Annotated in this window: 19 protein-coding genes and 1 riboswitch; of the genes, 4 read left to right on the forward strand and 15 right to left on the reverse strand. The window is 55.9% G+C overall.

The window, feature by feature from the left end; translation table 11 throughout:
* Window positions 1-81 precede the first annotated feature (81 nt).
* The gene (locus tag L466_RS07055; protein WP_020884724.1) at window positions 82-441 is read right to left on the reverse strand and encodes a winged helix-turn-helix transcriptional regulator; all 360 of its coding nucleotides are present in this window, start codon (window positions 439-441) and stop codon (window positions 82-84) included.
* Window positions 442-541: 100 nt separating this feature from the next.
* Between L466_RS07055 and L466_RS07050 the strand changes: the two genes are divergently transcribed.
* On the forward strand, window positions 542-1,291 hold the full coding sequence (locus tag L466_RS07050) for an SDR family oxidoreductase (RefSeq protein WP_032681279.1): 750 nt from the start codon (window positions 542-544) through the stop codon (window positions 1,289-1,291).
* 1 nt (window position 1,292) lies between these two features.
* Here L466_RS07050 and L466_RS07045 read toward each other — a convergent pair whose 3' ends face one another.
* The gene (locus tag L466_RS07045; RefSeq protein ID WP_032681280.1) at window positions 1,293-1,796 is read right to left on the reverse strand and encodes a DedA family protein; all 504 of its coding nucleotides are present in this window, start codon (window positions 1,794-1,796) and stop codon (window positions 1,293-1,295) included.
* Between the two features lie 288 nt (window positions 1,797-2,084).
* Window positions 2,085-2,254: riboswitch (M-box (ykoK) riboswitch) on the forward strand.
* Between the two features lie 60 nt (window positions 2,255-2,314).
* Between L466_RS07045 and L466_RS07040 the strand changes: the two genes are divergently transcribed.
* A complete protein-coding gene (locus L466_RS07040) occupies window positions 2,315-3,316 on the forward strand; it encodes a magnesium transporter (RefSeq protein ID WP_032681281.1) in 1,002 nt (333 codons plus the stop codon).
* 41 nt (window positions 3,317-3,357) lie between these two features.
* On the opposite strand, the gene L466_RS07035 is transcribed toward L466_RS07040, so the two are convergent.
* Window positions 3,358-4,434 (reverse strand): LacI family DNA-binding transcriptional regulator, encoded by a 1,077-nt coding sequence (locus L466_RS07035; protein WP_032677847.1) that lies wholly within the window; start codon window positions 4,432-4,434, stop codon window positions 3,358-3,360.
* A gap of 269 nt (window positions 4,435-4,703) precedes the next feature.
* Between L466_RS07035 and L466_RS07030 the strand changes: the two genes are divergently transcribed.
* Window positions 4,704-5,969: a maltoporin gene (locus L466_RS07030; protein WP_032681282.1), complete on the forward strand. Its 1,266-nt coding sequence runs from the start codon at window positions 4,704-4,706 to the stop codon at window positions 5,967-5,969.
* A gap of 104 nt (window positions 5,970-6,073) precedes the next feature.
* Here L466_RS07030 and L466_RS07025 read toward each other — a convergent pair whose 3' ends face one another.
* The 6 genes from L466_RS07025 to L466_RS07000 all read right to left on the reverse strand — a co-directional run bounded on the left by L466_RS07025 (window position 6,074) and on the right by L466_RS07000 (window position 13,148).
* Window positions 6,074-6,316 carry a PTS sugar transporter subunit IIB gene (locus L466_RS07025; RefSeq protein WP_155962775.1) on the reverse strand — a complete coding sequence of 81 codons (243 nt, stop codon included), beginning with the start codon at window positions 6,314-6,316 and terminating at the stop codon, window positions 6,074-6,076.
* 99 nt (window positions 6,317-6,415) lie between these two features.
* On the reverse strand, window positions 6,416-8,473 hold the full coding sequence (locus tag L466_RS07020) for a beta-galactosidase (RefSeq protein WP_032681284.1): 2,058 nt from the start codon (window positions 8,471-8,473) through the stop codon (window positions 6,416-6,418).
* A 30-nt stretch (window positions 8,474-8,503) separates the two neighbouring features.
* Complete coding sequence (locus L466_RS07015) at window positions 8,504-9,706, reverse strand: glycoside hydrolase family 53 protein (protein ID WP_032681285.1); 1,203 nt, start codon at window positions 9,704-9,706, stop codon at window positions 8,504-8,506.
* Window positions 9,707-9,708: 2 nt separating this feature from the next.
* A complete protein-coding gene (locus L466_RS07010) occupies window positions 9,709-10,560 on the reverse strand; it encodes a sugar ABC transporter permease (protein WP_032681286.1) in 852 nt (283 codons plus the stop codon).
* Window positions 10,561-10,571: 11 nt separating this feature from the next.
* Entirely contained in the window at window positions 10,572-11,876 is a 1,305-nt protein-coding gene (locus L466_RS07005; protein ID WP_020884733.1) for a carbohydrate ABC transporter permease, read from the reverse strand.
* A 57-nt stretch (window positions 11,877-11,933) separates the two neighbouring features.
* Complete coding sequence (locus tag L466_RS07000; protein WP_032681287.1) at window positions 11,934-13,148, reverse strand: extracellular solute-binding protein; 1,215 nt, start codon at window positions 13,146-13,148, stop codon at window positions 11,934-11,936.
* A gap of 321 nt (window positions 13,149-13,469) precedes the next feature.
* Here L466_RS07000 and L466_RS06995 point away from each other — a divergent pair, with 321 nt between their 5' ends.
* The gene (locus L466_RS06995) at window positions 13,470-14,585 is read left to right on the forward strand and encodes an ABC transporter ATP-binding protein (protein WP_032681288.1); all 1,116 of its coding nucleotides are present in this window, start codon (window positions 13,470-13,472) and stop codon (window positions 14,583-14,585) included.
* Here the strand turns inward: L466_RS06995 and hpxK are convergent.
* Genes hpxK through L466_RS06965 form a run of 6 tightly spaced genes read right to left on the reverse strand, consistent with a single transcriptional unit; the run spans window position 14,582 to window position 19,902 of the window.
* Entirely contained in the window at window positions 14,582-15,823 is a 1,242-nt protein-coding gene (hpxK, locus tag L466_RS06990; protein WP_032681289.1) for an allantoate amidohydrolase, read from the reverse strand. The two genes, L466_RS06995 and hpxK, sit on opposite strands and share 4 nt — an antisense overlap.
* Entirely contained in the window at window positions 15,820-17,061 is a 1,242-nt protein-coding gene (locus tag L466_RS06985) for a pyridoxal-phosphate-dependent aminotransferase family protein (protein ID WP_032681290.1), read from the reverse strand. Before L466_RS06985 ends, hpxK begins: the two co-directional genes overlap by 4 nt.
* A 14-nt stretch (window positions 17,062-17,075) precedes the next feature.
* Window positions 17,076-17,813: an amino acid ABC transporter ATP-binding protein gene (locus L466_RS06980; protein ID WP_032677837.1), complete on the reverse strand. Its 738-nt coding sequence runs from the start codon at window positions 17,811-17,813 to the stop codon at window positions 17,076-17,078.
* Entirely contained in the window at window positions 17,794-18,450 is a 657-nt protein-coding gene (locus tag L466_RS06975) for an amino acid ABC transporter permease (RefSeq protein WP_025204495.1), read from the reverse strand. The genes L466_RS06980 and L466_RS06975 overlap by 20 nt, the downstream gene beginning before the upstream one ends.
* The gene (locus L466_RS06970; RefSeq protein WP_014169471.1) at window positions 18,450-19,115 is read right to left on the reverse strand and encodes an amino acid ABC transporter permease; all 666 of its coding nucleotides are present in this window, start codon (window positions 19,113-19,115) and stop codon (window positions 18,450-18,452) included. Before L466_RS06970 ends, L466_RS06975 begins: the two co-directional genes overlap by 1 nt.
* 4 nt (window positions 19,116-19,119) lie before the next feature.
* Window positions 19,120-19,902: a transporter substrate-binding domain-containing protein gene (locus L466_RS06965; protein ID WP_020884739.1), complete on the reverse strand. Its 783-nt coding sequence runs from the start codon at window positions 19,900-19,902 to the stop codon at window positions 19,120-19,122.
* Between the last annotated feature and the right edge of the window lie 154 nt (window positions 19,903-20,056).

Below are 20,056 nucleotides of genomic sequence, written 5' to 3' on the forward strand. Positions count from 1 at the left end.
ATTCCTCACTCGTTTTAAAATGTCGCAGTGAGTGTGACAGATTCGTGACAATTTTCCGGGAAGCGTTTCGCAAACTGAGGATTACTTTTCAAGGCGATCGCCGTATTCGCTCATCCAGTCGGCCAGCGGGGAGAGCGCGCTCTGGAGGGTTAACCCCAGCGCAGTTATCTGGTACTCCACCCGCGGTGGGATCTCCGGGTAGATAGTGCGCGACACCAGCCCGCGCTGCTCAAACAGGCGCAACTGCTTCGTGAGCTCTTTTTGCGTGATGGGGGCGGCGGCGCGCAGCAGATCGCCAAACCGGACCGGTGCATTGAGCATAATCAGGCGATAGAGCACCGGGATGGCCCACTTACCGGAAATCAGGTTTACAAACTGCGTCATCGGGCAAAGATAAACCTCAGATTTTTTTTCACAGGGTATAGTGAGTGATTCCGCCATAGCACACCTCTTGCCTCATTAGTATCCAAATGGTACCTGGTTTCCTTTCGATACTAACGTTTCTATAGTGCTTTCTCCAGAGTCATTTCAGGAGAAGCACATGGGTCGTTTAGCAGGTAAATATACGCTGATTACCGGCGGTACTTCCGGTATTGGTCTCGCTACCGCGCAGGAATTTATTGCCGAAGGGGCGCACGTTGCTGTCACCGGACGTAACCCGGATACCCTTGCCGAAGCACAACGCATTCTGGGCGATAATGCCTGGGTTATTCCGACCGATGCGGGTGACATCGCCGCGCAAAAAGCGCTGGCGGACACACTCGCCTCTCGCTGGCCACGTCTTGATGCCGTGTTTATTAACGCCGGCGATGTGACGCACGGGCTGCTTGAAGAGTGGCAGGAAGACGCCTGGGATCGCCTGATGGGCATCAACCTTAAAGGACCGTTCTTTTTGATTCAGGCCCTGCTGCCGCTGCTCAATAATCCCTCCTCTGTGATCTTGTGCGGGTCCGTGAGCGCCCGCATCGGGCTGCCTGCCAGCAGCGTTTATGCCGCCAGCAAGGCGGGATTACTGTCGCTGGCACGCACGCTGTCAGGGGAGCTGTTGCCGCGCGGTATTCGCGTCAACGGCCTGAGCCCGGGTCCGGTAGAAACACCGGCATTTAATAAAACGGGGTTAAGCGAGGAAGCGCTCAAGGCGATGCTGGGGGATATCACCAAACTTGTGCCGCTGGGCAGAATGGGCACGCCGACGGAGCTGGCGAAAGCCGCGCTCTATCTTGCCTCTGACGAATCGCGCTATATGGTGGGAACGGAACTGCTGGTCGACGGCGGAATGGGAAACCTGTAGGTCAAAAGGCGCTGATGCCGGTGACGATGCCGACATACAGCGCCGCCCATACGACGGCTGAAATCAGGCTTACCGCGTACACCTTCGCCGCGTTCAGTCTGAGCATGCCCGCTGCCAGCGGGACGATATAGCGCAGCACCGCCAGGAAACGCGCGGTAAAGAGCACCAGCACGCCGTTTTTCTGCAGCTGATGTTGTACCCGCAAAAATTTCTCGGCGTGCCGGGAGGTGAAGCGCGTGACCAGCCGCGTGTGGCCCATCAACTGGCCGATATGATAATTCAATACCGACCCTGTTGTGGCACCCGCCGCGACAGCCAGCCACGTCAGTGCCGGATGCAGGCTGGTCTGGCTGACTGTGATCCCTGCCAGCAGCATCACCGAGGCCGGCGGAAGCACGGAGGAAACCAGTACCGTAGACTTGCTCAGCGCGATGACGAAAAGCAGCGCGAACAGATGCGTCGGATAGAGCGCAAAATGATTCAGCAGATTGTCAAACCACGTCATATTCCACCCCGCAGCGTTCGTGATGCTGACCATTAGAAACGAACAATCTTAAATGGGGTATCAACCACTCAGACCTCCAGCAGGAAGGCATTAACGACACGCCAAAATGTCAGCGACATTAGAAACACAGAGGTGTGGAATTATACTCTCTTGAGCAATAACCACCGTCATTGATGAATAATCGATGTCATTAATACGCGGATTAAATTATTGTTCTAAACGTTTCTTAAACGTCTTTTAAATTCCACAGCGCGATGTTTAAAGTGGCGTATTATCCCTCTCGTTTTACAACGATCTCGTTATGGCGAGGCTCCTGTACAAATACACGTTATCGCTCTGGTGGGTTCGAGAGAACCGGCACAGGGTAAAACAGGCACTGTCGAATCAAGGCTTTGTCAGTATAACTTCCCTTACGGGATACGGTGTACAGTGCTGAACCCAGGACGTGGGGATCTCCTCTTCGACATGCCCTGTCTTGCTCGCCCCTGAGAGATTTTATTATTCAAAGGGAATTCACTATGTCTTACGCTATTCACAATCAAAACCTGGCATTCAATGACAGCGCAATCGCGCAATATATGAATACCGATTTTATCGTCCTCGATATTTCATTATGCGTGGCGCTGGCACGCGAGCAATTTTTCGAAAAATTAAAAGACGATGATATTCCATCGCATATTTTCCTCGAAGATAACGGTCGGCTGGCGGGCATGGTTGCAGTGCGCAAACTGCTGCAGACCGCCGATACGGTACAGCCGGTGAAAACGCTGATGATTTCTCAGTTTCTGCAGGTCAAACCGGAAGACGAGCGTGCCGATGTCGCCGTGCTGCTGGCCCACGGCGAGGCGGATGTCGTGCCGGTGGTCACGCACGGTAAAGTGGTCGGCTGCCTGACCGAACGCGAAATCGCTCATCTGCTGGAAGATGATGTCACCGAAGATGCCCAGCTCCAGGGAGCAACGCTGCCGCTGGAAAAGCCGTATCTGGAAACCAGCCCCTTCAGCCTGTGGAAAAAACGCTCCGTCTGGCTGCTGCTGCTGTTTGTCGCTGAAGCCTATACCAGCTCGGTTATTCAGCACTTCGAAGAGGCGCTGGAATCCGCCATTGCCCTGGCCTTTTTTATTCCGCTGCTGATAGGGACCGGTGGGAACAGCGGGACGCAGATCACCTCCACGCTGGTGCGTGCAATGGCGCTGGGTGAAGTGCGTCTGCGCGACGTTGGCCGCGTGTTACGAAAGGAGATGACCACCTCGCTGATGATTGCCGCCACGCTTGGTCTTGCCGGGTGTGTTCGCGCCTGGATGATGGGTATCGGGCTGGAAATTACCCTTATCGTCAGCCTGACGCTGGTCTGCATTACGCTGTGGAGTGCGATTGTCTCGTCAGTTATTCCGATGGTACTGAAGCGCTGCGGCATTGACCCGGCCGTCGTTTCCGCGCCCTTTATCGCGACGCTTATCGACGGAACCGGTCTGATTATCTACTTCAAGATTGCGCAGTACACGCTGGGGCTGGAATAAGAGTGCAGCACCTCATCCGCCGGGATGAGGTGCTCACCGTTTTACATATCGCCAAGCTGATGTGCGATATCACGAAGCTGTTGCGCCAGCGCCTGCAGGTTTTTGCCCTTCTCACCTTTCGGCCCGGTCGACTGCCGCACCACCAGCCGGGCAGGCAAAATGGATGACATGCGCACGGCATTGTCTTCGCCACTGTCAAGAATGCGGCGCACCGCCTCTTTCCCCTGCAGATCCAGATCCAGCGATACCGTGGTCAATGCCGGATAGAAGAATGAGCTTTCGTAGGTGTCATCGTAGCCAATCACCGACTTTTCACCCGGAATGGAAATCTGATGCTGATGGAAAGCACTTAATACTCCCAGCGCCATCTGGTCGTTGGCCACCAGCACGGCAGAGAATTGCGGCGTCTCGCGCAGCATCTGCAACGCACCCGCGTAACCGCTCTGCGCGTCCCAGTTCCCGCGGATCACCGAGGCCGGCTCCAGACCGTAACCTTTCAGGGTTTCAATCCAGCTTTTCAGCCTGAGCTGCGCCGAGACAGAAGACGCAGGCCCCGCCAGCAACGCGATTTCCCGGTGCCCCAGTTCGTAGAGATATTTGACGCTGGCACGGGTGCCATCTGCCGGGTTAAACGAAACGTTAAACACGGAACTGTAAGGGTCAACGTCGAGGAACAGACAGACGATATCGTCGTTGTCCGTCGCGATTTTCTGCGCCTGCTCTGCTTCCAGCGGGACATTGATGATCACCTTACTGACGAGCTGAGATTTCAGTTCATTGATCGAATCCTGGATGCTGTGGTTGACGTTCTCATCAATCATGGAGATCAACACCTGATACCCTTCCACATTTGCATAGCGTTTTACCGCCGCGGCGACCTGTGACGGCGCATGCAAAGCCAGCGAAATCGTCACCAGTCCGACGGTCTGGGTCTGCTTTCCGACCAGCTGCTGCGCCAGACGGTTCGGGACATACCGCAATAACTCTATGGATTTCTCCACCTTGTGACGCGTGGCTTCGGATACATTGGCAGATTTATTCAGTACCCTGGACACGGTCTGATAGGAGACGCCCGCATGGCGTGCGACGTCCTCTAACGTTGCGCTTTTCGACTTCATGGTCCGGTTCCTTATGTTGTTATGCGCTGATTGTATCAGGGGCGATATAAAAAAACGTCCACTGGGCACGTCTGGCTGCCATAACACCATCAAAAAGTATTACGTTCACAATACTACATTTCTGGTCGCACCTCATCAATCGTAACAAAATTGGCTATTTTATTTGCACTTAATCACAGATTAACGATCACGCAATTGCCAGAAAAAAGGTTTAGGCATTTTATGACAGCGGATTTGTGAACGTATTACAAAACAATAAGAGGGTAACAATGAACACGACGATCCGCTCTGTATCTGTTGCGTTGGCTGCCGCGTTAGCGTCTCCTTCGCTGTTTGCAGCGTCTTCAGTACCAATTGATTTTCATGGATATCTTCGCTCCGGTGTGGGCGTCTCACGGGATGGTGGGATGGAGGAGTGGCAAAAAAATAAAATTGGCCGTCTGGGTAACGAGGCCGATACCTACGGCGAGCTGGAGCTGGGCTCAGAGGTGTACAAAAAGAACGATGTCAGCTTCTACCTCGACAGCATGGTGAGCATGGTCTCTGACGGCTCTAACGACAATGAAACCACCTTCGGCGACGATGCGCAGTTCGGGTTGCGTCAGTTGAATCTGCAGATCAAGGGGCTGATCCCCGGCGATCCGAACGCGGTGATCTGGGGCGGTAAGCGCTACTACCAGCGCCATGACCTGCACATCATTGACACCAAATACTGGAACATCTCAGGCGCGGGTGCCGGTATCGAAAACTACACGCTCGGACCGGGTGCGGTGTCCGTGGCCTGGATCCGTGGCGATGCCAACGACGTAGACTACCGCGTGGACGGCGATAGTGACGTCAATATCAACTACATCGACCTTCGCTATGCGGGCTGGAAGCCGTGGGCGGGTGCATGGACTGAAGTGGGCATTGATTACGCCATGCCAAACCCCACCAATAAGCAGAAAGAGTACGGTGGGCTGTATGAGGCCGACAACGGCGTCATGGTCACCGGTGAGATCAGCCAGGACATGTTAGGCGGCTACAACAAGCTGGTGCTGCAGTATGCGAACAAAGGCCTGGCGCAAAACATGGTGTCCCAGGGCGGCGGCTGGTATGACATGTGGAACTACGTGAACGACGCCAGCGGCTACCGTGTGATTAACACCGGCTTAATTCCGATTACGGACAAGCTCTCCTTCAACCACGTGCTGACCTGGGGCTCGGCGGATGACACCACGCAATTCACCGATAAATCGCGCCTTGTCTCTCTGGTGGGTCGCGCGCAGTACCAGTTCACCGAATACGTGCGTCTGATTGGTGAAGTGGGCGGTTTCTACCAGAAAGATACCTACACCGACGGCTCCAGCTACAAGCAGAGCGGTGAGAAGTACACCCTCGCACTCGGACTGGCGGATGGGCCTGATTTTATGTCGCGTCCGGAACTGCGCGTCTTCGCCTCTTACCTGAATGACTCCGAGAAAGGACAATCCTTCGAAGACGGCACCGCAAATAATACCTGGAATTTTGGCGTGCAGGTGGAAGCCTGGTGGTAATGTTTATTTCCTGATATGCGTTAATCGTTATTGTATCTCCAACAACTGGCAGTCTATTCTCCTCGTTTGGGATAGCCATTATTTTGGCTATCCCTTTTTTATTATTAATGACTAAAATGCGCATCTAATAATTGCCGCAAGGTATCAGACTGCCGGCCAAATATCGCATGCACCTGCTGGCCGATAATAATCACGCCCAGCGCCCCCTCCTGTTGTAACGCCTGCGTATCCACCTTATTTAAATCTTTTACCGTGATGCGCAAACGGGTAATACAGGCTTCAACATGTTCGATATTATCGTCGCCGCCGAATGCAGGAATTAAACGCTGAGTTATTTCACTGTCCATAATACGCCTCTCTGTTATGCAGATAAAAAAATGCCTGCTCATAGAGCAGGCGCCTTCAGATTGATTAGCCAGGGTTGTACGACGCGACGCCCTCAGCGACTACGCTTTACGTCTGAGTACCCGACAATCCCACGGCAGCAGAGCAGTATCACCCGCGGCGACGGCATCGGTCATGCAGTCGGTATACCCCTGCGGCAGCGTAATGAGCTGCTGCTGGGCGGTGTAGTTCTGCACAAACACCCACGTGCTTTCGCCGTCCGTGCGGGCCGTTGCCACCACGCCCGGTGGGAAATCGCATTCCATGGCCCGCGGCAGCGCCAGTTCGTCAATAATCCCGGCGAAGAAATCACGCTGGAACGGCAGATCGTTGCGCGACGCCACATGCCACGCTTTCCCCTTACCGAAACGGTTCACCGTCACGGCAGGCCGACCGGCGTAGAAATCATCCCGGTAGGTCGCCAGCGGCTGAGCGTTTTCGACATGGATCAGTTCGCACAGATGACGAACCTGATACGGCCCCTGCAGGCCAGCCGCATTACCCGCCAGCCCCTGTATTAGATTACGTTCTCCCTCACCGAGACAGTCGATCTCTTCTGCCCAGATGCCGAGCAGTTTACGCAGCGGCCCCGGGAACCCGCCGAGATGACAAAGATCGCTTTCATCCACGATGCCGCTCCAGTAGGTGGTCACCAGATGGCCGCCCCCGGCGACAAACTCTTCAGCGCGTTCGGCGAAGCCTTCCCGCACCATATAAAGCATCGGCGCAATCACCAGCGCGTACTGGCTGAGATCGCCATCGGCATCAATCACATCCACCGCGATGCCTTTTTCCCAGAACGGACGGTAGTGTTCGTTAACGGTTTTTTCGTACTCCATCCCCATGTTGCGCGGCCCTTCGGCATCGTCCAGCGCCCAGCGATTTTGCTGGTCGAAGATAATCGCCACCCGTGCCTGCGTGCGACACCCGACCACCCCCGGCAGGCGCTCAAGCATTTCGCCCAGACGCGTCACTTCGCGCCCGACACGCGTATCAAGATGTCCCACGTGGTCGATAACCGCCCCGTGGAATTTCTCCACCGAACCGCGGCTTTTACGCCACTGGAAGTACTGTACGGCATCGGCCCCGTGTGCCACCGCCTGCATTGACGAGAGAATATGCATCCCCGGCTTTTTCAGCTTGCTGGTCGGCTGCCAGTTGGTGGTGCTCGGCGTGGACTCCATCAGCACAAAAGGTTTGCCGCCTTTCAGGCTGCGCATCATGTCGTGGTACATGGCGGTGTAGCAGGCGAGCTGGGTTTCGTCTTTCTCCTTGTGCCACATCGGGTAGCTGTCCCAGGAGATAAAGTCGATCGCTTTCGCAAGCTGCCAGTAGTCGTAATCGTAGAAGTACTCCATGAAGTTGGTCGTCACCGGCAACGCTGCGTTGACGGCTTTTAGCGGCGCAACCTCATGGCGGCAGAAATCTGTTACCTGCGCCGTATTAAAGCGGCGCCAGTCGAGGTTCAGACCGTGAATGGACACCTCGCCCTGCGGCGCAGGGGACTCAATCTGCGACCAGTCGCTATAGGTGTGGCTCCAGAAGGTGCTCCACCATGCGTGGTTCAGCGCATCCAGGGTTTTGTAGCGCGCTTTCAGCCAGTCACGAAAGCGCTCCTGGCACAGATCGCAGTGGCACTCACCGCCGTACTCATTGGAGATATGCCAGCCCAGCACCGCCGGGTGCTGTGAATAACGCTCAGCCAGTAAGGTATTCATTTTCAATGTCTTCTCACGGTACACCGGGGAAGACATACAGTGGTTATGACGTCCACCGTGCAGCGCAGGCACGCGGTTACGCCCTACGCGCAGCACCTGCGGGTATTTTTGCGACATCCATGCCGGGCGCGCACCGCTCGGCGTGGCGAGGAAAATATGGATCCCCGCTGAATATAATTTATCAATGACGTTATCCAGCCAGACAAAATCATATTCCCCTTCACGCGGTTCGAGCTTCGCCCAGCTAAATATGCCCACCGACATGACATTACATTTCGCCTGCTGCATCATGGCAATATCTTTTTCAATAATACCGGGGTAATTCTCCCATTGCTCCGGGTTATAGTCGGCGCCATGCAATAACGCAGCGACCTTCGAACTTAAAGGCGCAAATTTATTCATATTAAAAACGTCCTGAAGTGAAACAGAATACTATTTAAATACCGTTATCGACGGCAGCACTTTGCCATGACAATCAAATAACGCCTGGTTTTCGCGGGCATTTCCCTCTTTCCAGTCATCATGGATATATTTCATGCCGGTTTTGGTGGCCCATGTGGTGCCCGGTACGGCAATCCAGGTCGGCTCCCAGTAGAACAGGCCCTTACCGCGACGATCGGGAACGTTAATCACGGCCTGCATTAAATCGTGGATATAATCGTACTGACCCTGCACGGTGCCGGGATAGCCACCGTCCTTCTCTTCTTTGGCCTGGAAACTGTTTTCTGCGTTATCGCAGTTCTCCAGCGTATAGCCATAGGCCGCTTCCACCACAATGACGTCTTTGTTATAGCGTTTGCTGATGTCATCCATATTGGCTTTCAGCGCGCCGATCGGGCCATTCCAGTAGGTGTACATCGACAGGCCGATAATATCGAACGGCACATCACGCTTCGTTATCTCATCAAACCACCAGCGGAAGGTGTCATTTTTAGTGCCTTCGGCCAGGTGCAGCATAATTTTCACCTGCTCGCCGTCGGTCAGGTTCTCTTTCATCCCACTGATTGCGGCGTTGAGTAACCCGGCTACGCGGTCAAACTCGCCGCCACCCTGCCCCCAGCTTTTGCCTTCCGGCCAGAGCATTCCGCCATTGATTTCATTACCAATCTGGACCATGTCCGGCAGCACGCCCTCTTTTTTAAAGCGGGCAATGGTGTCGCGCGTATAGTCATGGATTGCCGTTTTAAGCTGCGGGTAATCCATCTTCTCCCAGGCTTTAGGTTTGAACTGTTTGCCCGGGTCGGTCCAGAAATCGCTGTAGTGGAAATCGAGCAGGAGTTTTATGCCCTGGGCCTTCACGCGCTTCGCCAGCGCCAGCGTGTTTTCCAGATTGTTACTGCCGCCCCCGTAGGTATTTCCGTTGGCATCCTGCGGATCCACCCACAAACGCAGGCGCACATAGTTCACGCCGTTGGCTTTCAGAATGGCAATCGCGTCCTGCTGCTGGCCATTCTGGTTATAAAATGTTGCGCCATGCTGTTCCGCCTCGAGCAGCGTCGAGATGTCCGCCCCCTTAATAAAGTCTGCCGGCATGGCGTTAAAAGGACGCGTTTTTACCCCGTCCGCGGCGAACGCACTCGCGGCAAGACCGCAAGAAAGACAAACAGCAAGCAAAGCGGGTTTGAGTCTTTTCATGGTTATCCCTTAGTACTCCCGGAGGTCAGACCGGAGACGAAGTATTTTTGTAAGGCCAGATAGAGGATCGCGACCGGCACCGCAATCAGCACCGCGCCTGCCGCGTAGGTGGTGTAACTGGCACCCATTTTTTGCGCCACCAGGTTATAAAGCCCGATGGATAAGGTGTATTTGTCCGGGGTGCGCAAAATGGTGCTGGAGAGAATGAAATCCCCCAGCGGCCCGGTGAAGGAGAACAGCGCCACCACCGCCACAATGGGTTTGGAAAGCGGCATGATGATCTCGATGAAGATGCGGAAGTTACTGGCTCCGTCCATGCGCGCGGACTCATCCAGATCCTTAGGAATGGCGTCCAGGTAGCCCTTCATCAGATAGGTATTCATTGGGATCATGCCGCCAACGTAAATCAGCACCAGCGCCAGATGGCTGTTGATTAAGCCCAACAGCTGCGAGAGCACGAAGATGGCAATCAGCGCCGAGAACTGCGGGATCATCTGCAGCAGCAGGAAGAGCATCAGTCCGTTCTGCCGCCCCTTAAAGCGAAAACGCGAGAAGGCATAGGCGGTAAAGCTAACGCTGATTAAGGTCAACACCATGGTCAGGAAGCTGATTTTCATCGAGTTCCAGTACCACGTCATATAGTTCACCTGACCATTAAACAGGTCGGCGTAATGCTGGAACGACAGGTTCTGTGGAATAACAGAGGAGCTTAACAGGCTGTTGCCCGCGTTGAGTGAGGCGCCCACCGTCCACACCAGCGGGTAAATGATGATGACCGACACCAGCACAATAACCAGCCAGGAGAGTGAAAGGCGGACCCATTTCTCACGTTTAATACTTTGTGATTTAGCCATTGTTACGTCCCTTACGCCATGTCGTCATTTTTGAAAGATTTGGTGGCGCGGAACTGCCATAGCGCCAGGCCGACGACAAAAACAGACAGCAGGATGGTGATGGTCGCCGCAATGGCATATTGCGAAGATGACATCGTCAGTTTGTAGATCCACGACACCAGAATGTCGGTGCCGCCCGCATTCGACCCTACCACCGCCGGTCCGCCGTTATTGAACAGATAGATGATGTTGAAATTGTTGAAGTTAAAGGTGTATTGCGTAATCAGGATCGGCGCAATGGCGTAGAGCACCAGCGGCAGCGTAATGGTCCGCAACCGGGTCCAGCTGCTGGCGCCGTCCATGGTGGCCGCTTCATACAGGTCATCAGGAATGGCCTGCAGCACGCCGGTGGTCATGGCGAAAACAAACGGGAAACCAAGCCAGGTTTGCATCATGATCAGCGCCGTTTTGGTCCAGAACGGATCGGTCATCCAGGCTTTAGGCGCAATACCAAAGAAGGCCAGAATGGCGTTGTTAATCACCCCGAACGAGTCATTAAACATCCCGGCGAAAACCAGGATGGTGACAAAGCCCGGCACCGCCCACGGCAAAATAAAGATGGTGCGGATCAGCGGCTTAAAGCGTAAATCTTTCTGGTTCACCAGAATCGCCAGCAGTACGCCCACCGTACACTGCAGCGTAGTGGCGAGCAGCGTCCAGACCACCGTCCACTGCAGCACGTCGAAGAAGGTGGAACGCCAGATAGAGAGCGTAAAGATATTGATGAAGTTCTTAAACCCGACCCAGTCAACCAGCTTAGCCGGCGGCGTGTGGTAGAGGTTGTAATTGGTAAAGGCGATGGCAAACCCGAACAAAATGGGAAACACCACCACAAACACCAGCAGGATAAAGCCCGGGGTGATCATCAGATACGGGAAGCCGTCGCTCAATAGCATCTGATACTGTTTACGCACGCTGTTAAGCTGCAACCCTTCGTCACGTTTCAGGCCATTGACCCACGCGTCACGCATCGACAGGTAATACACCATCACGCCGAACGCAGCGATTAACACGCTGATGATCCCCTCCGCCAGCAGGAAGATGGAGTTGTCGCGCGGCACCTCCTCACCCAGCGTCACCAGTCCCCACAGCCCTTCGCGCAGAAAATCAGCAAATACGCCGATAAAACTGGCAAGCAGCACCAGGAAGATGACCCCTTTCAGCCACTGACGGTGGTAAAACTGACCGAAGCCGGGAATGACCGCCAGCAGCAGGCTGGTCCAGGCGTGACGCCCGGCCACGCGCGGTTTGGCAAAATGTTCCGGGATGATACTCACAAACAACTCCTTTCAAAAAACGGGAGAGACGCCCTCCCGTTCTGCGACGTCAGAAAACTACTGGTTGCTGGCCTGCATGGCTTCGATTTGCATCTGAACCTGTTTTTCTGCGCTGTCGAGCGCGGCTTTCGGATCCTGTTTACCGGTCAGGCTCAGCTCGAGGGCCGCGTTCGCCGGAGCCCAGACTTCACCCATTTCCGGAATGCCCGGCATCGCTGTCGCCCGTGCGGCCTGCACGGCAACCGCGCTGGCTTTCTCGTCGTTCTTAATGAGCGGATCGTCAATCATCGCGGTCAGCGGCGGAATTTCACGCGTCGCGATATAGCGCGTTTTGACGTACTGCGGCTGGTTGATAAATTCGATAAATTTCTGCGCCATGGCTTTGTCTTTGCTCCAGGTAGAGACGACATAGCCCTTCACGCCCAGGAATGAACTCATTGGCTTACCGTCCGGCAGCGTCGGCAGCGGCGCAACGCCGTAGTTAATGCCCGCCGCTTCATACGGCTGGAACGCCCACGGACCGTTGATGACGGCTGCCGCTTTTTTCTCGGTAAACAGAGAATCGATCGCGTTCAGACCGTTATCGCCGATGATCCCCGCCGGGAATACGTCATCGGTATAGAATTTTTTCAGGTAGGTGACCGCGTCTACCGCGCCCGGCTTGTTCAGGCCCACGTCGCTGGCGTTATAACCGCCTTTATCGTTTTTACCGAAGATGTACCCGCCCATCGGGGAGATAGCCCCCCAGCTGTAGTAAATCTGGTCGAACTTGGCGAGCAGGCCGTACTGGTTTTTGGCGCGCTGCTGTTTAGAAAAGTCATACCAGTCCTGAAGTGAGTTGAGCGGCTTCGCGATCAGGTCTTTGTTGTAAATCAGCACCAGCGTCTCAACCGCTTTCGGCACACCGTAAAGGGTGTTATCCATTTTGAAGGCATTTATCGACGCCGGCGTGTACTGTTCGGTCTGCTTCGCCTCCAGATTCAGGGGGGTCAGCAGCCCTTGCACAACCGCGCCGCCGAGTTGATCATTGGGAATGACCAGCACGTCCGGGCCAATTCCTGCCGGGCCGTCGAGGCGCAGTTTTTCCAGCTGCTGCGCGTAAGGCATCTCCTGCAGGTTAACCTTAACGTCGTACTGCTTTTCGAAATCGGCGACCGCGTCTTTAATGCCGGACGACTTTTTGATGTCTTCCCAGACGTTAAGCTGCGTGGTGGCGTGAGCCTGCACCGCGAGCGTAGAGAGGATCAGAGCAGCGAGTATGTTCTTTTTCATTATCAACCTCATGTGAAGGTATAACAATTTTATGGTTGTTATTGCATTTCACCGCCATACACCTTCGCCAGAAAACCGACTAACACTGGCGTATAACGTATAACATCAAATGCCTTTGGTTTGGTATACGCTACCCTTCACATCATGATAACTCTACAAAAAACTGTAAGTTGTGTGATCGTCATAACATTAATGGAATATCAGTATAGGGTGCGTGAATACTGGAAGTTATAGTCAGAGCAGACAAATTGCACCGTCCAGCCATGTAGCAAATAATTGTTATACGTAATACATACGCGGCGGTTTACTCGGGGAATACAGATGTCGAACATACAATTGAGGAATGTCACCAAACGCTTTGGCGACACCGTAACCTTGCACAACGTGAATCTTGAGATTGAAGACGGTGAGTTTGCCGTCTTTGTCGGTCCTTCCGGCTGCGGTAAATCGACAATGCTGCGCATGATTGCCGGACTGGAGGACATTAGCGAAGGGGAAGTGTTAATTGGTGACGAGGTGATGAACGACGTTGCCCCCTCCCACCGCGGCGTGGCGATGGTGTTTCAGTCCTATGCGCTCTACCCACATATGACGGTGGCCGAAAACATGGGCTACGGCCTGAAGGTCAATAAGGTGCCGAAAGATCAGATCCGCCATCAGGTCGAGATGGTGGCCAAAACGCTGCAGCTTTCCCACCTTCTGGATCGCAAACCTAAGCAGCTTTCCGGCGGCCAGCGCCAGCGTGTGGCTATTGGCCGCGCCATCGTACGTAATCCGCGGGTCTTTATGTTCGACGAACCGCTCTCCAACCTGGATGCCGAGCTGCGCGTGGAGATGCGTCTGCACCTTGCCCGTCTGCACCAGGAACTGAAAACCACCATGGTGTATGTCACCCACGACCAGATAGAAGCGATGACCCTGGCTGATAAAATTGTGGTGATGAACTACGGAAAGGTTGAGCAGATGGGCGCGCCGATGGAACTCTACTACAAACCGGCGAACAAGTTCGTGGCCGGGTTTATCGGCTCGCCGAAGATGAATTTCCTGCCGGCAACGGTAGAGTCCTGGCAACCGGGTGAGCTGACGGTGAGATTATCCCAGCAGAAGACACTCACACTGGCCCTGACCACCACACCGTTGAACGCAGGCAGCCCGGTGACGCTGGGCATCCGTCCGGAACATTTAACCACCGATCTCCGCCACGGCACGCGGCTGACGTTTAACTGTGAAGTGGTTGAGCGTCTGGGCAATAACACCTACCTCTTCGGTCAGTGCTACGGCCACGACAATGTGAAGATTTTGCTGCCGGGCGATGTGAAATTCGCACCGTGGCAGCAAATTGATGTGGCTTTTGACGATCGCCACTGCATGGTGTTTGACGAGCAGGATGTGCGGGTGAGTGCCGACATCGATGAAGCGGTACGCTCGGTCGCTTAACCCGCCAGACGCATCACCGCACGCGAAAAGGCATCAACCGCCAGCGCGACATCCTCAGCCATCACCGATTCCGCCGGATGGTGGCTGACGCCTCCCCTACACCGCACAAACAACATCCCTACCGGCCAGCGCTCCGCCAGGGCGATGGTGTCATGACCGGCACCGCTCGGCAGCGATAATGTCTTCCCCTGCACCGATTCTACAGCCTCCGCCAGCAGCGCCTGCAGACGTGTATCGCATGGCGTGGCGGCGATTCGGTAAAATTCGTCGGCTGCAAAATGTATTCCGCGACGGGCCGCTATCGCCTGCGCCTGCGTCAGCAGTGCAGTAAGCAGAAGGTCAAGCGGCGCATCCTGCGGGCCGCGAATATCTAACGAGAGCGCGACCTCGCCGGGGATGACGTTTACTGCACCAGGCAGACAGCGCAACTCACCCACCGTGGCCACCAGGTTGCCGCCGTGCTGACGGGTGGTGCTTTCAATCAGCACCATCCATTCGGCGGCGGCGGCCAGCGCGTCCTTACGATGCGCCATCGGCACGGTCCCGGCGTGGCCGGCCTCACCGGTGAAGCGGCAGTTCAGACGACGCGCGCCGTTAATGGCTTCAACCACGCCCAGCGCCAGACCGGCCTGTTCCAGACACGGTCCTTGTTCAATATGCAGCTCCAGACAGGCGCTGAAATCATCCGGGCGTCGGGCGGCCATCGCGACACGGCTGGGATCTAACCCTGCCTGTACCATCGCCTGCGCCACGCTGATACCTCTGGCATCGCACGTGTCGAGCCAGCCCGCAGGCCAGGTGCCCGTCAGGGCGCGGCTGCCCAACAGCGTGATACCAAAGCGGGTACCCTCTTCATCGCAAAAGCCGACAATCTCAACGGCCTGCGCCAGCCGTTTTCCCTGCTGGTGCAGGCTGTCAACGACTTCAATGGCCGCCAGCACCCCCAGCATCCCGTCGTAGCGTCCGGCATTGCGCACGGTATCCAGATGCGAGCCAAGCAATACCGCCGGTGCGCCCTCCTGCTCGCCTTCATAACGTCCGCAGATATTCCCCACGCTGTCCTGCCAGACGGTCATGCCCGCCTGGTTCATCCACTGCCCGACCAGCTGGTTAGCCTGCAGATGCTGGGCAGAGAGATACACGCGGGTAAGGGAATCCTGGGTTTCGCTGATGGCGGCTAGCGCATCGGCGCGGGCCATCACACGTTCTGCCGCCTGCTGGCGTGTCGCGTGATTCATAGCGCCGTCTCAGTGCGGTAATGATCCCACGCGGCCTGCATCGCGGCACCCTGCGTAGTGGAAAACTTCAGGTAGTTCAGTACCGACTCCAGCGCACTCAGGGTGGTCATCACGCAGTCTTTACGCGCGTTATAGCCCATGGTGCCAATACGCCACACTTTGCCGTGCAGCGGACCAAACGAAGTACCGATTTCAATGCCGAAATCCTCCAGCATCAGTTTACGCACCTGGTCACCGTTTACGCCCTGAGGGATAAGCACGCCCAGCACGTTGTTCATCTTGTGCCTGAGGTCGCCGAGGGTCTCGAGTCCCATCGCCTGAATACCTTTCAGCAGCGCATCCCCGTGCAGCTTGTGGCGGGCGATACCGTTATCCAGCCCTTCCTGCAGAATGAGGCGGGCACATTCGCGGGCGCCAAACAGCGCGGTGGTCGCTTCAGTGTGGTGGTTCAGACGCTCGGGTCCCCAGTAATCCATCACCATGCCGAGGTCGAAATAGTTGGAGTAAATCATCTCTTCGTCGCCGTCGCGATGGGCATCGGTACGGATCCCCTCTTCGATGCATTTGCGGCGACGGATTGCCTCTTCCATCCGCGGGCTCAGGGTAACAGGCGAGGTGCCGGACGGACCGCCAAGACATTTCTGCATCCCCGCCGAGACCGCATCCAGTCCCCAGGCATCGGTCTCCAGGGCGTTGCCGCCGAGCGACGCGGTAGCATCGGTATAAAACAGGACATCGTAACGACGGCAGATTGCCCCGAGTTCCGCAAGCGGCTGCAGCATGGTGGTGGACGTATCCCCCTGCACGGTTAACAGCAGGCGCGGACGCACGCGTTTAATGGCATCTTCCACCCGATCCGGTGTGAACACCTCACCCCACGGTACCTCGATGGTGTGGACCTCTGCGCGGCAGCGGCGGGCAATTTCGCACAGCAGATGGCCGAAGCGACCAAAAACGGGCACCAGCACCTTGTCCCCCGGACGAATGGCCGATACCAGAATCGCTTCAATTCCCGCGCGGGAGGTGCCGTCCACCAGCATCGTCCAGCGGTTTTCCGTGCGGAACACGCCGCGGTAGAGTGCCATGACGTCGTTCATGTAGTGGGTCATCGCCGGATCGTACTGGCCGATAAGCTGGCTCGACATGGCACGCAATACGCGCGGATCGGCGTTGATCGGCCCCGGCCCCATCAGCAGACGTTGTGGCGGATTGATTTGCGGAAATTGAGCGATATCCATTTTTTAGTCCTTAGTTAATTGAGGCCGCGCACGGAGGAGATAAACTGTTTAAGCTCAGTGGTCTGTGGGTTAGCGAACAGTGTTTTGCTGTCGCCCTGCTCCCAGACGCGCCCCTGATGCATAAACACCACGCGGTCGCCCACTTCGCGGGCAAAATTCATTTCATGGGTCACCAGGATCAGCGTCATCCCCTCAGCGGCCAGTTGTTCCAGCACCTTGAGCACTTCGCCCACCAGTTCCGGGTCGAGCGCGGAAGTTATCTCGTCACAGAGTAAAACTTTAGGCGACATCGCCAGAGCACGGGCAATCGCCACGCGCTGCTGCTGGCCGCCGGAGAGGCTTGACGGGTAGTAATCCAGACGGTCACCCAGCCCGACTTTCTCCAGCATGCGCTGCGCCAGTGCCTGACATTCTGCTGCGCTTTTCTTCAGCACCCGACGTGGCGCGAGCATCACGTTTTCCATCGCCGTCATGTGCGGGAAAAGGTTGAAGTTCTGAAATACCATGCCGACCGAGCGGCTGATTTCACGCGCCTGGGAATCCCGGTCGGTAATGGTCATGCCGCCGAGCTTGATGCTGCCGTCCTGATACCCTTCGAGGCCGTTAATGCAGCGCAACAGCGTGCTTTTACCCGAACCGCTGCGCCCGATAATTGAAATGACCTGGCCCATGTCGATGTCCAGATCCACGCCCTTGAGCACGTGGTTATCGCCGTAGTACTTCTGCACCTGATTAATGGTGATGAGAGGCATTGAATTTAGTCTCCAGATAACGGCTGTAGCGCGACAGCGGATAACACAGAATGAAGTAGCCGAGCGCCACCAGCGCAAAGACTTTAAACGGCTGATAGGTCACGTTGGTCAGCATCGTCCCGGCCTTGGTCAGCTCGATAAAACCGATAATGGATGCCAGCGCGGTCCCCTTAATCACCTGCACGGCGAACCCCACCGTTGGGGCGATGGCGATGCGTAACGCCTGGGGAGCCACCACGCGAAACAGCGTCTGGCCGAAGGTCAGCCCCAGACAGCGCGACGCCTCCCACTGCCCTTTCGGCAGCGCACGAATACTGCCAAACCAGATATCAAGCAAAAAGGCGCTGGTGTAGAACGTCAGGGCCAGCGACGCGGCGGTCCACGGCGAAACATCGATACCCAACAGCGCCACGCCGAAGAAGGCCAGGAACAGTTGCATCAGCAGCGGCGTGCCCTGAAACAGTTCGATATAGCCGCGAATAAGACGTTTTACCGTACGCCCACCCGTGAGGCGCAACAGCAACAGCGGCAGCGTTACCGCCGCCCCGCCGACAAACGCCACCAGCGACAGCAGCACCGTCCAGCGTCCGGCGAGCAGCAGATTGCGAATAATGTCCCAGTCGGTAAAGGTGGTCATCATGCCTGTACCCCCAGCCACTTCCGTCCTGCCGCCATCATTAGCTGGCGCAGGGTAATTGACAGCACCAGGTAAATTCCGGTGGTCACCAGATAGACCTCAAAGCTCAGGAACGTTCTTGACTGAATCAGGTTGGCGGCAAAAGTCAGCTCTTCATAGGAGACCTGCGACACCACCGACGAACCGAGCATAACGATAATGCACTGGCTGACCAGCGCCGGATAAATACGCTGCAGTGCCGGTGGCAGCACCACGCGTATAAACGTTTGCAGGCGGGTAAGCCCCAGCACGCGGCCGGCCTCCCACTGTCCTTTGGGCGTAACCTGAATACCGGCACGGACAATCTCCGTGCTGTACGCGCCCAGGTTGACGACCATTGCCAGCAGCGCCGCTTCGCCCGCCGTCATCTTCAGCCCCAGATTCGGCAGACCGAACACAATGAAAAACAGCTGCACGACAAAGGGCGTGTTGCGGATAATCTCCACGTAGCCGCCCCAGATCCGGCTAAACCACGTCGTCCGGCCGCTGCGAATCGCCGCCCCGAAAATACCGATCGCCAGCCCGCCGAGGGTTGCCATCACCGTCAGTTGAATGGTGACCCACAGCCCTGCCAGCAGCGCCGGCCAGTACGGCCAGAGCGCAGAGAAATGGAGTTGCTCTGTCATCGCCTTACACGCCCAGGCTTGCCGGCAACGGCGCTTTCAGCCACTGCTCAGAGAGGCTATTCAGGGTGCCGTCTTTAATTCCCTGCTCGATCACCGCATCAACTTTCGCTTTCAGCGCCGGTTCGTTTTTCTTCAGCCCGATAAAGCACGGCGAGTCCTTCAGCATAAAGCTCGGAACCGGGGCTTTGGCGGCGTTCTGGCGGGAAATCGCCGCCACGACCAGATTACCTGTCGCCACGTACTGGACCTGACCGGACAGGTAAGCCGACAGCGTGGTGTTATTGTCTTCGTAGCGTTTGACGTCTGCATCTTTCGGCGCAAGGCTGGTCAGCACCATGTCCTCCACCGCACCCCGCGTCACGCCAATGGTTTTTCCACTCAGCTGAGCAGCATCTTTCAGTTCAGCCCCTTTCGGGCCGAACACGCCGAGGAAGAACGGCGCATAGGCACGGCTAAAATCAATCACCTTTTCACGCTCGGCGTTTTTGCCGAGGCTTGAGATCACCAGATCCACCTTATCGGTTTGCAGATACGGCACGCGGTTGGCACTGGTCACCGGCACCAGCTGCAGCTTGAGCTTCATCTGTTTTGCCAGATAGCGCGCCATGTCGATGTCGTAGCCCTGCGGCTGGAGATCGGTCCCGACTGAACCAAACGGAGGAAAATCCTGCGGGACGGCGATACGAAGAGTGCCGCGTTTCTCAATATCCTGAAGCTGGTCAGCTTTTGCTGGCAGGTTTGCAAACAGACAGACGGCCCCGGTCAGTGCAATCAATAACTTTTTCATGGTGCTTCCCCGTAACGTTAACATGAAACAAAAGATTCTTTGAATTAGATTTTGCAACTAATGTGCCAGATGAAGCGAAACGGGAAATTTTCTCTGAAGGCCTGATAAAACGAGAGCGGGGCGGAAAAGGCCTCCCTTTTCCGCCCCGCTCTTC

Source organism: Enterobacter sp. BIDMC 30 (assembly GCF_000534355.1).
GTDB classification, from domain to species: domain Bacteria; phylum Pseudomonadota; class Gammaproteobacteria; order Enterobacterales; family Enterobacteriaceae; genus Enterobacter; species Enterobacter ludwigii.

Bases quoted from the DNA above. Each gene is read 5' to 3' on its own strand.
- L466_RS07055 (WP_020884724.1), bottom strand. From the start codon at position 441: ATGGCGGAATCACTCACTATACCCTGTGAAAAAAAATCTGAGGTTTAT.
- L466_RS07050 (WP_032681279.1), top strand. From the start codon at position 542: ATGGGTCGTTTAGCAGGTAAATATACGCTGATTACCGGCGGTACTTCC.
- L466_RS07045 (WP_032681280.1), bottom strand. From the start codon at position 1,796: ATGACGTGGTTTGACAATCTGCTGAATCATTTTGCGCTCTATCCGACG.
- L466_RS07040 (WP_032681281.1), top strand. From the start codon at position 2,315: ATGTCTTACGCTATTCACAATCAAAACCTGGCATTCAATGACAGCGCA.
- L466_RS07035 (WP_032677847.1), bottom strand. From the start codon at position 4,434: ATGAAGTCGAAAAGCGCAACGTTAGAGGACGTCGCACGCCATGCGGGC.
- L466_RS07030 (WP_032681282.1), top strand. From the start codon at position 4,704: ATGAACACGACGATCCGCTCTGTATCTGTTGCGTTGGCTGCCGCGTTA.
- L466_RS07025 (WP_155962775.1), bottom strand. From the start codon at position 6,316: ATGGACAGTGAAATAACTCAGCGTTTAATTCCTGCATTCGGCGGCGAC.
- L466_RS07020 (WP_032681284.1), bottom strand. From the start codon at position 8,473: ATGAATAAATTTGCGCCTTTAAGTTCGAAGGTCGCTGCGTTATTGCAT.
- L466_RS07015 (WP_032681285.1), bottom strand. From the start codon at position 9,706: ATGAAAAGACTCAAACCCGCTTTGCTTGCTGTTTGTCTTTCTTGCGGT.
- L466_RS07010 (WP_032681286.1), bottom strand. From the start codon at position 10,560: ATGGCTAAATCACAAAGTATTAAACGTGAGAAATGGGTCCGCCTTTCA.
- L466_RS07000 (WP_032681287.1), bottom strand. From the start codon at position 13,148: ATGAAAAAGAACATACTCGCTGCTCTGATCCTCTCTACGCTCGCGGTG.
- L466_RS06995 (WP_032681288.1), top strand. From the start codon at position 13,470: ATGTCGAACATACAATTGAGGAATGTCACCAAACGCTTTGGCGACACC.
- hpxK (WP_032681289.1), bottom strand. From the start codon at position 15,823: ATGAATCACGCGACACGCCAGCAGGCGGCAGAACGTGTGATGGCCCGC.
- L466_RS06985 (WP_032681290.1), bottom strand. From the start codon at position 17,061: ATGGATATCGCTCAATTTCCGCAAATCAATCCGCCACAACGTCTGCTG.
- L466_RS06980 (WP_032677837.1), bottom strand. From the start codon at position 17,813: ATGCCTCTCATCACCATTAATCAGGTGCAGAAGTACTACGGCGATAAC.
- L466_RS06975 (WP_025204495.1), bottom strand. From the start codon at position 18,450: ATGACCACCTTTACCGACTGGGACATTATTCGCAATCTGCTGCTCGCC.
- L466_RS06970 (WP_014169471.1), bottom strand. From the start codon at position 19,115: ATGACAGAGCAACTCCATTTCTCTGCGCTCTGGCCGTACTGGCCGGCG.
- L466_RS06965 (WP_020884739.1), bottom strand. From the start codon at position 19,902: ATGAAAAAGTTATTGATTGCACTGACCGGGGCCGTCTGTCTGTTTGCA.